This window comes from Stenotrophomonas sp. 80084_Sma (assembly GCF_056481995.1).
In genome coordinates this window covers 1-14,367 of record NZ_CM151177.1, presented here as the reverse complement: position 1 = coordinate 14,367, position 14,367 = coordinate 1, and the positions used below count along the sequence as shown (strand labels likewise).

The 14,367-nt window shown below is 63.3% G+C and carries 12 protein-coding genes; 1 reads left to right on the top strand and 11 read right to left on the bottom strand.

All coding sequences use genetic code 11. The annotated features are described in order from the left end of the window. The first annotated feature begins 41 nt into the window (after positions 1 to 41). On the top strand, positions 42 to 1,244 hold the full coding sequence (locus tag ACZK3W_RS00060) for an ISL3 family transposase (protein ID WP_049422456.1): 1,203 nt from the start codon (positions 42 to 44) through the stop codon (positions 1,242 to 1,244). A 76-nt stretch (positions 1,245 to 1,320) separates the two neighbouring features. On the opposite strand, the gene ACZK3W_RS00055 is transcribed toward ACZK3W_RS00060, so the two are convergent. The 11 genes from ACZK3W_RS00055 to dnaA all read right to left on the bottom strand — a co-directional run bounded on the left by ACZK3W_RS00055 (position 1,321) and on the right by dnaA (position 14,367). Beyond that, positions 1,321 to 1,734, bottom strand: coding sequence for an ExbD/TolR family protein (locus ACZK3W_RS00055; protein ID WP_032129281.1), 414 nt, complete (start codon positions 1,732 to 1,734; stop codon positions 1,321 to 1,323). Between the two features lie 3 nt (positions 1,735 to 1,737). Continuing rightward, positions 1,738 to 2,163 carry an ExbD/TolR family protein gene (locus ACZK3W_RS00050; RefSeq protein ID WP_012509603.1) on the bottom strand — a complete coding sequence of 142 codons (426 nt, stop codon included), beginning with the start codon at positions 2,161 to 2,163 and terminating at the stop codon, positions 1,738 to 1,740. Between the two features lie 57 nt (positions 2,164 to 2,220). Then, entirely contained in the window at positions 2,221 to 2,982 is a 762-nt protein-coding gene (exbB, locus tag ACZK3W_RS00045) for a TonB-system energizer ExbB (protein ID WP_004132614.1), read from the bottom strand. Between the two features lie 94 nt (positions 2,983 to 3,076). Beyond that, positions 3,077 to 3,745 (bottom strand): energy transducer TonB, encoded by a 669-nt coding sequence (locus tag ACZK3W_RS00040; protein WP_049399022.1) that lies wholly within the window; start codon positions 3,743 to 3,745, stop codon positions 3,077 to 3,079. 143 nt (positions 3,746 to 3,888) lie between these two features. After that, positions 3,889 to 5,076 carry a tetratricopeptide repeat protein gene (locus ACZK3W_RS00035; RefSeq protein ID WP_032128511.1) on the bottom strand — a complete coding sequence of 396 codons (1,188 nt, stop codon included), beginning with the start codon at positions 5,074 to 5,076 and terminating at the stop codon, positions 3,889 to 3,891. Positions 5,077 to 5,208: 132 nt separating this feature from the next. Next, positions 5,209 to 6,015 (bottom strand): M48 family metallopeptidase, encoded by an 807-nt coding sequence (locus ACZK3W_RS00030; protein WP_032128510.1) that lies wholly within the window; start codon positions 6,013 to 6,015, stop codon positions 5,209 to 5,211. Between the two features lie 71 nt (positions 6,016 to 6,086). Next, on the bottom strand, positions 6,087 to 6,932 hold the full coding sequence (locus ACZK3W_RS00025) for a CPBP family intramembrane glutamic endopeptidase (protein ID WP_049399023.1): 846 nt from the start codon (positions 6,930 to 6,932) through the stop codon (positions 6,087 to 6,089). A 67-nt stretch (positions 6,933 to 6,999) separates the two neighbouring features. Next, positions 7,000 to 9,459: a DNA topoisomerase (ATP-hydrolyzing) subunit B gene (gene gyrB, locus ACZK3W_RS00020; RefSeq protein WP_032128508.1), complete on the bottom strand. Its 2,460-nt coding sequence runs from the start codon at positions 9,457 to 9,459 to the stop codon at positions 7,000 to 7,002. A 112-nt stretch (positions 9,460 to 9,571) separates the two neighbouring features. Beyond that, a complete protein-coding gene (gene recF / locus ACZK3W_RS00015) occupies positions 9,572 to 10,666 on the bottom strand; it encodes a DNA replication/repair protein RecF (RefSeq protein WP_121504964.1) in 1,095 nt (364 codons plus the stop codon). 993 nt (positions 10,667 to 11,659) lie between these two features. Beyond that, positions 11,660 to 12,760, bottom strand: a complete 1,101-nt coding sequence (gene dnaN, locus ACZK3W_RS00010) for a DNA polymerase III subunit beta (RefSeq protein ID WP_005411731.1) — start codon at positions 12,758 to 12,760, stop codon at positions 11,660 to 11,662. A gap of 275 nt (positions 12,761 to 13,035) precedes the next feature. After that, positions 13,036 to 14,367 carry a chromosomal replication initiator protein DnaA gene (gene dnaA, locus ACZK3W_RS00005; protein ID WP_005411730.1) on the bottom strand — a complete coding sequence of 444 codons (1,332 nt, stop codon included), beginning with the start codon at positions 14,365 to 14,367 and terminating at the stop codon, positions 13,036 to 13,038.

Below are 14,367 nucleotides of genomic sequence, written 5' to 3'. Positions count from 1 at the left end.
GAGACTACAAACTGGGGCCGGCCGTGGCCAAGCTGGATTGTATGCCGTTGTTGGGGGACTGGGCGGGGTATCGCCTGGATGGTTGGAGACGCGAGGTTCGTCATGGGGTCTCGTGGCTGGTACTTTCGCTGCTTCCCGATGGACGCCGCAGGCACCGCTGCAGCGGCTGTTCCAAGTGGGTTACCTCCATCCACGACCATGTGATCCGGCGTATCCGTGATCTGCCTGTTTTCGATGAGCCGGTCGAGCTGGAGGTGCAGCGGCAGCGCGTGGCCTGCCCTCGTTGCGGGCCGAAGCTGGAGCATCTGGACTGGCTGGATCGGCACTGCCGGGTCACGCAACGACTCGCAAAGAGCGTTGCACAGATGTGTGCTACCACGTCGATCCATGCCACAGCCAGATGGCACGGACTGGACTGGAAAACCGTCAAGGCGCTTGATTTCAGGCACTTGCAGCAGACGTTGGGACCGGTGGACCTCTCCGGAATCCGTATTCTTGCAATGGACGAATTCGCGATCCAGAAGGGCCATCGCTACGCCACGGTGATAGTAGAGCCGTCCCGCAAACGAGTGCTATGGGTTGGGCGTGGTCGTAGCCGAGCGGATGTTCGCCCCTTTTTCGAGCTGTTGGGCCGGGAGGGCTGCGAACGTATCCAAGCGGTCGCCATGGACATGAATTCGGCATTCGACCTAGAAGTGAAAGCCCAATGCCCAAATGCCGAAGTGGTCTACGACCTGTTCCATGTGGTGGCCAAATACGGCCGGGAGGTCATCGACAGGGTCCGCGTGGATGAAGCCAACAGGCTGCGCCAGGACAAACCTGCTCGGCGTGTGGTGAAGACCTCTCGCTGGCTCTTGCTGCGCAACCGGCAGAATGTCCCGGCGGATCAACGAGTGAAGCTCAAGGAGCTGCTGGCTGCCAACAAGGCACTACTGACGGCCTATGTGCTGAAAGACGACTTGAAGCAGCTCTGGCGCTACCGCAGCCAGGCTTGGGCAGCAAAAGCGTGGAAGAGCTGGCGACAGCGCGCATTGCGTAGCCGCCTGGAGCCCCTGCGAACGTTTGTCCGTCGCCTACAGCCCTATCTGGCAGGCATTCTGGCTCATTGCCGGTGGCCCCTCGGAACGAATCTGGTCGAGGGGATCAACAACAAGATAAAGGTCATAAAGCGCGTCGCCTACGGATACCGGGACGACGCCTATTTCTTCCTCAAAATCCGAGCCGCCTTCCCCGGAGTTGGGTGAAGAACCATAAAAAAGACGCCCCTGTTTCCAGGGGCGTCTGCAGTCGCGTCATGACTGTTGTATTGCGGTGTAGCAGTTACTGCTGCACAAAACCGATCTTCTTCATCTGAGCGTTCTTCGCGGCAGCCAGAACCTTGGCCATCACGTCGTACTCGGAATCCGGGCTCGCATCGATGCGCAGTTCCGGCTGGTTGGTCGGGTCCTTCTGGACCTCGTTCTCCATCCGCTGCTGCAGCTCGCTCGCATTGATCGGGCTGTTGTTCCACGAGACCTGGTTGCTGGCGTCGATCTTGAGTTCGATCGGCGGCGGCGGTTCGACCAGCTGCGGCGGTGGGTTGAGCACGCGCTGCGGCAGGTCCACGGCGATCGGGTACGTCATGATCGGCGCGGTCACGATGAAGATGATCAGCAGAACCAGCATCACGTCCACGAGGGGCGTGACGTTGATGTCTGCCATGGGGCCTTTGCCACCACCACTACTGAATGCCATGGCTTACTGCCCCTTCTCTTTGGTCGCGACGAAGCCGACGTCCAGCATGCCCTGTTCCTGCGCGATCTTGGTCATCTCGTTGATGACACGCATCTTGGTGGTGCGGTCACCACGCAGGTTCAACGGCGGCTGCGGGGTCTGCTGGGCGGCGGTCGCCAAGCGCGACTCGAGAGTCTGCTTGTTGATTTCTTCGTCGTTCCAGTAGATCGAGCCATCTTCCTTGACTGCCAGGGTGATGGGGCCCTTGCGGTCGTTGGTGTCGTCCGGCTTCTGGACCAGGTTGGCCTCCGGCAGATCCACCTTGACCTTGTGGGACATCAGGGGCGCCGTGATGATGAAGATGATCAGCAGCACCAGCATCACGTCCACGAGGGGCGTAACGTTGATGTCGGCCATGGGGCCGCCGCTGTTACCACTACTGAAAGCCATAACGGGCTCCGTCTAGATCGTGTTGACTACGTTCTCGCTGGGTACAGCGCGTCGCAATTAGCGGACGCGCGAACCGGTGGCGAAGAAGTCGTGCAGGTCGTGCGCGAAGGTATCGAACTTGCTGATGGTCGCGCTGTTGATCTTGCTGAAGAAGTTGAAGGCGAACACGGCCGGGATCGCGACGAACAGACCGATCGCGGTCATGATCAGCGCTTCACCCACCGGGCCGGCAACGGCGTCGATCGAAGCGGAGCCGGTGGCACCGATCTTGATCAGCGCGCCGTAGATGCCCCACACGGTACCCAGCAGACCGACGAACGGAGCGGTCGCGCCGACGGTGGCCAGCAGGGTCATGCCCGACTGCAGCTTGTTGCTTTCGCGGGTCACGGCCTGACGCAGAGCGCGGTCGACGAACTCCGAACGGCTCAGGTTCTCACCCACGCCGCCGGTGGCGCCGCCTTCAGCGCGCTGGTGGTGGGCAGCCGCCTGGGCAGCGTCCAGGGCGATCTTGGAGAACGGCTCGGAAGCCGGCTGTTCTTCCATCGCACGGATGGCGTCCTGCGCGTTCGGGGTATCCCAGAACAGGCTGACGACGCGATCAGCGGCGCTCTTCAGGCGGGTGGCGCGGAAGATGTTGATGACGGTCCAGTACCAGGACATGGCCGACATGACGACCAGGGTCAGCAGCACGACCCAGGAAACCGCGAAATCACCCGGCTTGGTGGTCATTTCGTGGATCAGGTGCTCGAAGCCCATCTGCGACAGGGCGTTGGACGGATTGCCCCCGGCAGCAGCGGCGATGAAAATTTCCTGCAGCATGACGCTTACCTTTGTTGTGTGTGGTGATAAAGGGTGTAGCTAAGCTAAACAATCGAACTGGGAGCGGGGGTGGCCAGGCGGCCACCCGGACGCATCAGTTCAGCGCAAAGTTGACCGGGACGCGAACGCGACCTGCCGCCTTCTTACCGCCAGATTCAGCGGCGTTGAAGCGCCACTTGCGAGCTGCTTCCATCGCAGCACGGTCCAGGTCGCGGTTACGGCTGGACTTTTCCACCGTGACATTGGTGACGTTGCCGCTGGCATCGACATCAATGATCAGGATCACTTCGCCCTGGATACCCGCGCGGAAGGCTGCCGGCGGGTAGCGCGGCGGGTTCATGGCCTTCGACGAGATGTCCACGCTGGCCTCGATCGAGGTCGGCGGAGCCGGCGGCGACGGAGGCGACGGCGGGGTGACGATATCGCTCGGGCGCGGTTCCGGCACGTCCACGACCGGCGCCTGCGGCGGCGGCGGGACCGGCGACGGCTTCGGCGGCGACAGGTTCTTCACCGGCGGCGGCGGAGTATCCGTCGGCGGCGGCGGCGGCGGCGGCGGTGGCGGCGGCGGCGGGGCGTCGACGATCGTCACCATGACGTTGCGCTCCTTCTCAGCCACGGCCTTGGGAGCCACGGCGGGGATCAGGAGCATCATGAACGCGGCCAGATGCAGGGCAATTACAAACGCGATGCCGACGATGCGAGGCCAGCTCAGCCCCTTGTCATCGGGTTGTTCGTACCGGTGAACGACTAGTTGTTCCGTCATGCGCCAAGAGCTCAATAGTGGGGCCGGGATGCCGGGGGCGGAATCCCTGATCAGCGGTGCATGACACCGCAGGAACCTCCAAGCTTATACCAATCCTGAGCGCCTGCGCATCAACTGTGCAGGCATTCAGGCGTTATTCCTACTTACTTCAGGTTGATGATTTTTTTGGCATCAGCCTGGTTCTTCACACCCTTCGCCAGCGCCTGCTGGGCGGCCTGCTTGGCCTCCGGGATGCGACCTTCGGCATGCAGGACGCGTGCCAGGTTCAGGTAGGTCTCACCGTCCTTGGACAGCGGGGCAGCCTTCTGCCACGCATCGATCGCCTGCGGCACCTGGTCGGAGTAGTAGTAGGACTGGGCCAGCGCCAGGTAGACCTGGTAATCCGGCTTCAGGATGCCCTTCTGCAACCCTTCGTTGATGACCGCGATGACGTCCTTTTCCTTGTGTTCGGTGTTGGCATAGATCGAGTACAGCTGCTTGTACTCGCGCTCTTCGGTGAGCTGGCCGCTGCTGCGCAGCTTGTCCATCACCGCGGCAGCCTTCTCCATCTGATCGGCCTGCATGTACATGCTGGCCAGGTTCAGCTGGGCCTTCTTGTCGTTCGGGTTCTTGGCGGCCAGTGCTTCGGCTTCCTTCACCGCTTCACCGGACTGGCCGGCTTCGGAGAGGGCCGCCATCAGCAGCTGGTTCCAGTTGTCCTTCGGTTCGGTGGCACCGGCGATGGCCTGCTTCAGCACCGGGATCGCTTCCTGGTAGCGCTCCAGCTGGTACAGCGCCTGGCCCTTGGCGATCAGCTCTTCCGGCTTGGTCGACTTGCTCTCGGCGAAGTACTTGTCCAGGGTCGCCAGGCCTTCGGCGGTCTGGTCTTCCTGCAGCTGCAGCTGGCCCAGCATCAGCATCGACTGGAAGTGGCCGTTGTTGTCCAGGCCGTTGAACTGCAGGACCTGCTTCAGGTAGGCCACGGCAGCCGGGGTGTCGTCGGTCTGGTAGGCGGCCTGCGAGGCCAGCTGCGCGGCCAGCGACTTGTCGTACTCGTTCGCGGCGCTGTCAGCCAGGATCGCGTCGGCCTGCGTGCGCGTCTCCGGGAACTTTTCCTTGTTGTAGCTGTCGATCATCTTCTGCAGCTTGCTGCCCAGCTTGGCCGATGCCTTGACGGTCGGCTCCTCGCGGGTCGCGTTCGGGTACAGCGCTTCGGCCTTGGCCTGCTTGCCGCCGCGGTTGCCACGCTCGGAGGAACGCGAGGACTGCGCGAAGGCATCGGTGACCACGGCGCCGGTCAGGGCGGTCGCGACGAGGACGGAAAGCACAGCTTTGTGGTTACGGAAAATCATCGTTCACCTCGATCGAACCGCCGGATAGCGGCAAAGTCGGACTGTCAGAAAAATCTGAGCCGCCAAACGTATCAGAAACAGATGGCGTGAGAAATCGTTTTATGTGCTGCAATACAGCATAGAACTGCGCACTCATCCGCACTTTGGCCGCAGCCCGGCCGCCTGCGCCTGCTGATAGACCGGCGTCAGTCCCGGTGCATCGCGTCGCAGTTCCTGGATACGGTTGGCTGGATCGGGGTGGGTGGACAGCCATTGCGGGCTGCGGCCGCCACTGGCGGCCATCATGTTCTGCCACAGGTCGACCGCCTGCGCCGGGTTGAAACCGGCCTGGGCCATCAGTCGCTGGCCGATCACGTCGGCCTCGCTTTCCTGGGTGCGTGAACCGGGCAGCAGGAAGGCGGTCTGCGCGCCCATGCCCCCGAGCTGGTTGACGGTGCTGGCAGCGCCTTCTCCGTAGGCCGCGCCGGCCAGCGCACCGAGCACGGCCAGCCCGGTCTGCGCACCCATCTGCCGGGTGATGCGCTCTTCGTGGTGGCGGGCGATGACGTGGCCGATTTCATGGCCGATTACGGCAGCCAGCTGATCCTGGTTTTTGGCGACGGTGAAGATGCCGGTGTTCACGCCGACCTTGCCGCCGGGCAGGGCGAAGGCGTTGGGCTCCTTGTCGACGAACACGGCCGTCTCCCACCGTACGCCACGGTATTGAGGCGGCAGCTGCGCGACCAGGGCGTTGACCACGCACTGCACGTAACCGTTCTGGCGGCCGTCGGTGCTGATCTTTTCCTTCTGCTTGGTTTCGGCGAACGCCTGTGCGCCGAGCTGGTCCAGCTGCGCCTGCGACACCCCGCCCACCATCTGCCGACGGCCGGTAGGGGAGGTCGTGGTCGCGCAGGCGCTGACCAGGGTGGTGATGACAAGGGCCAGCAGCAGTTGTTTCATGGATCCACCCCCGTGTTCATATGCGCAGTGTGTAGCGTAGCGGCTTAATCTTTCGTCAAGCGGACACGGCGTTACGTTGCCCCGAAGAACACAAGCGCGGCAAGCGCCACGCCGTTGTTCAGCGCGTGCGCGGTGATCGCGGCCCAGAGCGTGCCGGTGCGCTGGTACAGCCAGCAGAACGCGGCACCCATGCCGCCATAGACCAGCCACAGCTGCGCGATCTCGGCCGGGCCGTTGGCACTGGTGCCAGGGATTTCATGGATCAGGGCGAAAGCAAGGCTGCTCAGTACCACGCCCAGCCACGGGCGTCCGGCCTTCCACAGGCGGCCAAACAGCACGCGGCGGAACAGCAGCTCCTCGTAGGCCGGTGCCAGTACCACCGCGAACAGCACCAGGAACAACGGGAAGCGCGCGATCGCACTCTGCATCAGCGCCAGATTGGTGGGAACCGGCTCGATGCCGAACTGCTTGGCCAGGAAGGCGATGCCATTGCTGCCGAGCACGATCAGGGTCGCCACCAGCAGGGTCCAGCCCCAGGTGGAGGGACGGCGCAGCGCCTGGCGCGACGCGTGGCGCTCGGCGGCATTGGCCGGCCGTCGCCAGAAGTACAGCAGCAGCGCGGCGCCGCCGGTGGCAAACAGCGCCATGAGAATCTGCGCAAGCGCGCCCGGCTGGCCCAGTGATGCCGCTACCGAACTGGCGTCGGGGGCGCCAGCGCCGGCCTGCGCGTTCGCGTAACCAACCACCACGCCACGGTACAGGCCCCATAGCAGGCCGCTGATCAGGCTCAGGCCGAACAGGGTGACAGCGGCGATACCCAGGTCGATGAAAAACCCCGCCAACGGCGAAACGGCACGCGGCGCGGCAGAAGCCGGCGGAACCGGGGGCGGAGCGGAAACCGGGGCGGATGCGGACATCAGGTACCTGCGTTCAAGAGTCGAAGGCCGGCGCGCCTCCCCGCGCACCGGCCGTGTCCCGATTGTGTCAGATATCCAGGTTTGCGACCTTCAGCGCGTTGTCTTCGATGAAGTCGCGACGCGGTTCGACGACATCGCCCATCAGCGTGCTGAAAATCTGGTCGGCAGCGACAGCATCTTCGATGCGCACCTGCAGCAGTCGACGGGTTTCCGGATTCACCGTGGTGTCCCACAACTGCTCCGGATTCATTTCACCCAGACCCTTGAATCGCTGGATCTGTCGGCCGCGCTTGGCCTCCTCGAGCAGCCAGTTCTGTGCCTTGGCAAAGCTGTCGACTTCGATCGACTTGGCACCGCGGGAAATGGTCGCGCCTTCGCGGACCAGACCGTGCAGCAGCTTCGATGCCTGGTGGATCGCGCGCAGTTCGCCGCTTTCGAAGGCCGACATCGGCAGCACCTGGATGTGCTGTTCGCCCATGTGGCGACGGGTCACCAGCACAGCGGCCGGGCGCTCATCGTTGGCGTCCTGCAGTTCCAGCGTGAAACGCGGGCTGCCCAGGCTGCCCTGGTTGAGACGCTTGGCCAGTGCATCCAGGCCCTCGCCTTCGCCGGCAGCGCGCAGGCTTTCCAGGTCCATCGGGACGAAGTCGACCAGCGCTTCAAGCAGGTTGCGGTCGTAGCGGTGTGCGTTGCGCTCGATCGAATCCAGCGCCGCCGCGTAGGCCAGCAGCAGCTTCTCCAGCGCCAGGCCTTCGATGCCGGGCTCGCCGGTGGCCGGCACCAGTGCAGCGTTTTCCACTGCGCTGCTGGCCAGGTAGCTGTCCAGCGCCGGGTCGTCCTTCAGGTACAGCTCCTGCTTGCCCTGCTTGATCTTGTACAGCGGCGGCAGGCCGATGTAGACGTAACCGCGCTCGATCAGCTCCGGCATCTGGCGGTAGAAGAACGTCAGCAGCAGGGTGCGGATGTGGGCGCCGTCGACGTCGGCGTCGGTCATGATGATGATCTTGTGGTAACGCAGCTTGTCCGGGTTGTACTCGTCACGGCCGATGCCGGTGCCCAGCGCGGTGATCAGCGTACCCACCTGGTCGGAGGACAGCATGCGATCGAAACGCGCGCGTTCCACGTTGAGGATCTTGCCGCGCAGCGGCAGCACCGCCTGGTTCTTGCGGTTGCGGCCCTGCTTGGCCGAACCACCTGCCGAGTCACCCTCGACGATGAACAGTTCGGACAGCGCCGGATCCTTTTCCTGGCAGTCGGCCAGCTTGCCCGGCAGGCCCGCGATGTCCAGCGCGCCCTTGCGGCGGGTCAGGTCGCGGGCCTTGCGCGCGGCTTCACGTGCACGTGCGGCATCGACGATCTTGCCGGCGATCGCCTTGGCTTCGTTCGGGTTTTCCTGCAGGAACTCTTCCAGCCGCGCACCGAAGGCGTTTTCCACCGCCGGGCGCACGTCGGAGCTGACCAGCTTTTCCTTGGTCTGGCTGGAGAAGCTCGGGTCCGGCACCTTCACCGACAGCACTGCGATCATGCCTTCGCGCATGTCATCGCCGGTCAGGTTGATCTTGGCCTGCTTGGCGATGCCGTTCTGCTCGATGTAGTTGTTGAGCACACGGGTCAGCGCACCGCGGAAACCGGCCAGGTGGGTACCGCCGTCCTTCTGCGGAATGTTGTTGGTGAAGCAGTACATCGTCTCCTGGTAGGAGTCGGTCCACTGCAGCGCCACGTCCACGACGATGCCGTTGTGCTCGCCGGTGACTGAAATGACGTTCGGGTGCAGCGGGGTCTTCAGCTGGGCCAGATGCTCCACGAAGCTGCGGATGCCGCCTTCGTAGTGGAAGTCATCGCGACGGCCGTCGCCACGCTCGTCGGCAAGGACGATCTTGACGCCGGAGTTCAGGAACGACAGCTCGCGCAGGCGGCGGGCCAGGATGTCGTAGTGGAATTCCACGTTGTCGTGGAAGGCGACGGTCGACGGCCAGAAGCGCACGGTGGTACCGCGCTTGGTGGTGGCTTCCAGCTTGGCCAGCGCAGTCACGGCTGCGCCGTTGCTGAATTCCTGCTGGTAGTGGGAGCCATTCTGGAACACGTCCACCAGCAGCTTCTGCGACAGCGCGTTGACCACGCTGACGCCGACGCCGTGCAGGCCGCCCGAAACCTTGTAGCTGTTGTCGTCGAACTTGCCGCCTGCGTGCAGGACGGTCATGACGACTTCGGCCGCAGACACTTCGCGACCGAGCTTGGCGCTCATCTGCTCGTGCTTGCCGGTCGGAATACCACGGCCGTTGTCGGACACCGAGACCGAGCCGTCGGCGTGGATCGTCACTGCAACGTGGTCGGCGTGGCCGGCCAACGCTTCGTCGATCGAGTTGTCGACGACCTCGAACACCATGTGGTGCAGACCGGTGCCGTCATGCACGTCGCCGATGTACATGCCGGGACGCTTGCGGACAGCCTCCAGGCCTTCCAGGGCGGTAATGCTGTTGGCGTCGTAATTGCCGTTGTTTGCCGGGGTGTTCTGTTCGTCGCTCATTGCGCTTGCCGTAGGCTCCGCAGGTCGGGCACCGCTTGGGGCGATGCGCCGAGAATGAAAGGATTCCAACCCGAATTATACCAGCCGGGGTCGAGCGGCCCTGGTGTGCCCACTATGGCACAGCCACGATCTGTGCATGTTCCACGTGGAACCGGGCGATGTGGGTCAGTTCCTGCAGCGCCGCCGGGGTTTCGGTGGCGGTGATGAAGATCTGTGCCGGCCCATTGAGCAGGCGCTCCAGTACCCGCGCCTGATGGGTGCGATCCAGCTCCGAGGCCAGATCGTCCAATGCGATCACCGGCCATTCGCCTCGCTGTTCCGCATAGTCCTCCGCCTGTGCCAACAGGCACGCCAACGCCGTCAGCTTGGCCTGGCCGCGGGACAGCGCATCACGACCTGGAATGCTGTGGAAATCCACACTCCAGTCCGCGCGGTGCGGGCCCACCGAGGTATACCCGGCCTGCCGGTCACGTTCCCGGGCCAGAAGCAGGGCATCGGCCAAGGGAAGCTCGTGCCGCCGCCAACCGGGGCTCAGCCCCAATCCCTGGATACCGAGCTGTGGAGCGAGGCTGGCGGCCAAGGCGACCGTGCGCTGCTGCAGACGCTCCAGGTAGTGCTGGCGGCGGCTGGTCAGTGGTTCTCCTGCCTCGGCCAGCTCGTGATCCCAGGTATCGAGCATCCGCGACGGCCCGCCCTGCTTGAGCAGGGCATTGCGCTGCTTCAGCGCCCGGGAGTAGCGACGCCACAGGGACAGAAAATCCGGTTCCACGTGGAACAAGCCCCAGTCGAGGAAGCGGCGGCGGGGTTCACCACCACCACTGACCAGTGCATGGCTCCCGGGCTCGAACGTCACCACGGCCAGCGCTGCGCAGAGATTACCCAGCTGTGCGACATCCTCGCCGTCCAGTCGCCCCTTCCAGTCCTGACCACTGTGGCGCAGGCCGGCTTTTCGGCGGTGGGGCGGGTGATGGGCACGCTGTTCGTCCCATTCCACGAAGATTTCCAGCGCTTCCTGGCCCTGGCGTACCAGACCGTCACGCACCCGGCCACGGAAGCTGCGGCCATAGGCCATCAAGTGCAGGGCTTCGAGCACGCTGGTCTTGCCGGCACCGTTGTCGCCGGTCAGCAGGTTCAATCCCGGCTGGGGCGACAGGTCCACCGCACTGAAACGACGCAGTTGATGCAAGGCGAGGCGGCGGATCTGCATGGGGCGCGAAAGACCATCCGCACAAGGCGGTAGAGGGGCAGGGAATCCATCAGCTTACTGCATCGGTCAAGCCAGCCGTGCCGCGCCAGACATCGCCACTGTGCTGAAGACTCCGTCTGGCAACCCTACGCGTGTTCCACGTGGTGGCGCTCCCTCACCTGGGCTCGCCTGGGTCTGGATACGCCCGGGAATCCTTGAATTCTGAGCGCCGGCGCAGGGTACCGGCCCTCAGATTTCAGCGATTTCAGCCTCATTCCGCGAGCATCGCCAGGTGCCCCGACGGTGGTTTGCGCGAACACCGCGCAGATTTCTTGAAATCTACGATGCGATGCCCTGGAGGGTTCCACAGATTTCAAGGATTTCGAGCCCGCCGTTTCACACTGTCCACAGCAGGTCTGTATGACTTATACACAAGGTATGGGCAAACTGTGGATAAAAAAGCCCTTTTGCCCGACCTGCGAAACTATCCACAGGTTCCCCCCCAGCCTGAGGGGCCTCTATACAGGGGGTTTCAGGTGCATAAATCTCTTCAAAATCAACTAGATAATGCATTTCTCCACGAAATCTGGGCCTACCATCACCACCATGCTTTAGATTTATACCCAGATTTAGAAGCTAGGCCGGCCCCGATCCGACCCCAACGAGACCTGTGGACAGTGGCGTCTGCAGATGAAGCAACCGCAGCGTTGCGACCCACGATCTGCTTCACCCCTCCGGCAAGTTCGGGGAACGTGCATCAGGCTGAAGACCCAGAACGGCATACTCGATCGAGAGCGGCTGGACAGCGCCCAAGCTCACAACCTGGATTCCAATCGCTCAGCGCCGATTGCATCGGAAGGGCAGCCAGGATCAATCGGCAACCAGCGATCTCAAGGAAGCCATTCACCCACACCTGGAGATCCGCCCATCGCGATGCTCCACGTGGAACCTGCAAAAAAAAAACGCCCGGGAAGATCCCGGGCGTCGTTCGGTTCCACGTGGAACAGGCTGCCGTTAGAGACGCAGCGGCATCACCACATGGCGCGACTTCTCGCTGCTGGATTCACGCACCAGCGCCGAGGAGTTGGAGTCGCGCAGCTGGATGATGACTTCCTCGTCGCGCAGGGCAGACAGGGCATCCAGCAGGTAGTTCACGTTGAAGCCGATGGCCAGATCGCTGACCGTGGTGTCGGCTTCGATCTCTTCCTGGGCTTCTTCCTGTTCCGGGTTGTGCGCGCTGATCTTCAGGTTGCCCGGCGAGACTTCCACGCGGATGCCGCGGTACTTCTCGTTGGACAGGATCGCGGCACGCTGCAGCGAGGCACGCAGTGCTTCGCGATCAACCTTCACTTCGCGGTCGGCACCGATCGGAATCACCGCTTCGTAATCCGGGAAACGGCCGTCGATCAGCTTCGAGGTGAAGGTGACATCGTCGCGCTTGACGCGGACGTGGCTGCGGCCGACTTCCAGCTCGATCTCGCGATCGCCGCTCTCCAGCAGGCGCTGCAGTTCGGTCACGCCCTTGCGCGGCACGATGATCTGGCGCTTGGAACCACTGGGCTTGGCCAGATCGGTTTCACACAGCGCCAGGCGGTGGCCGTCGGTGGCGACGGTACGCAGCGCATCGCCGCGCAGATCGAACAGCAGACCGTTGAGGTAGTAGCGCACGTCCTGCTGGGCCATCGCGAACGCGGTGCGTTCGATCAGTTCCTTCAGGGTCGCTTCGCCGATGGCCACGCGCTCGGTGGCTTCCACTTCGTCAACCGACGGGAAGTCGTTGGAGGGCAGGGTGGCCAGGGTGAAGCGGCTGCGGCCGGCCTGCACGGTGATCTTGTCACCGGTCTGCGAGACCGTGATCCGGCTGCCGTCGGGCAGGGCGCGGATGATCTCGAACAGCTTGCGGGCGGGGATGGTGGTTTCGCCGTCCTGGGCATCTTCAACCGCGATCCGCGACACCATCTCCACTTCCAGGTCGGTACCGGTCAGCGACAGCTGGCCGTTCTGCACCTGGACCAGGAAATTGGCCAGAACCGGAAGGGTCTGGCGGCGTTCGACCACGTTGACGACCTGTGCCAACGGCTTGAGAAAGGCTTCGCGCTGCAGTGTGAAACGCATGTGGTTCCGTGCCCCTATGCTTTAAAAAATGTGGAATAAATCAAAAGCTTGGTGGTGCTGGTAGAGACAGAATCGCTGGAAAACAACGCTAAGTCTTTGTAAGTAAAAGAATTTCATGCCTCGAAACCCTCTGTATTACCGACCCCCAGGGGGTGGGGAAAGCTGTGGATAAATTCGACGCGATTTCAGACGCCATTTTTATCCACAACGTGTCCCGCGCTTGCTACCGGATTCTGCACCGTTTTGTGCGATGACGCCTCATCGGCATCCGTGCATCATTCGCTCAGCTTCCGGATCAGCTTGTCCCAGTCCTCGCGGAGCTTGCCGTCGGTTTCCATCAGGGTCCGGATCTGGCGGCAGGCATGCAGCACCGTGGTGTGGTCGCGACCGGCAAAGGCGTCGCCGATCTCGGGCAGGCTGTGCTCGGTCAGTTCCTTGGTCAGGGCCATGGCGACCTGGCGGGGGCGGGCCAGCGAGCGGGTCCGACGCTTCGACAGCAGATCCTTGATCTGCAGGCCGTAGTAGTCGGCAACGGTTTTCTGGATGTTGGGAATGCTGATCGCCTGCTGCTGGGCGCGCAGCAGGTCGCGCAGGGTTTCCTGGGCGAATTCGGTGGTGATCGCGCGGCCGGTGAAATTGGCGCGGGCGGTCAGGGTATTGAGCGCACCTTCGAGGTCGCGCACGTTGGAGCGCATCTTCTTGGCGATCAGGAACGCAACATCATCGGGAATCTCTGCACCGCGTTCGCGTGCCTTGGCCAGCACGATCGCGGCGCGGGTCTCGAAGTCCGGCGGTTCGATCGCGACCGACAGGCCCCAGGCAAGCCGCGACTTCAGGCGTGCTTCCAGGCCTTCGACCTCGCGCGGATAGCGGTCGCAGGTCAGGATGATCTGCTGCTTGCCATCGAACAACGCGTTGAAGGTGTGGAAGAACTCTTCCTGGGTGCGGTCCTTGCCGGCGAAGAACTGGATGTCATCGATCAGCAGCGCGTCCACCTGCTGGAACTGGCGCTTGAACTGATCCATGGTCTTTTCCTGCAGAGCCCGGATCATCGCGCTGAAGAACTGTTCCGAACGCAGGTACAGCACCTTCGCACCCGGATTGGCCTGGCGCATGGCATTGCCGGCGGCGAACATCAGGTGGGTCTTGCCCAGGCCCGTGCCTCCGTACAGCAGCAGCGGGTTGTGCGCGCGGTCGCCCGGCTTCTGCGCTGCCTGGAAGGCGGCGGCCAGGCCCAGCTGGTTGCTGCGGCCTTCGACGAAGTTGGCGAACGTGTAGTGATTGTCCAGGTTGCCGGCAAACGGCACCTGCGGTTCGCTGGACACATGCGCCGACGGCGTGGAAACCGGCGCGTTCTGCGCCTCCACGGGACGCGGGCGCGAGCCGATTTCAAGAAAAACGTCGCTGAAACCGGCGAAATGGGCCAGCAGTTCGCGGATCCGGGCCAGGTACAGCTCGCGGACCTGGTCGACGATGAAGGCATTCGGTGCATACAGCACCAGGCTGTCCACGCGCAGATCGGCCTGCAGCGGCTTCAACCAGGTATGAACGTCTTCCGGCGGGAACTCCGCTTCGAGGCGCTCGAGACTACGGGACCAAGCATCCAT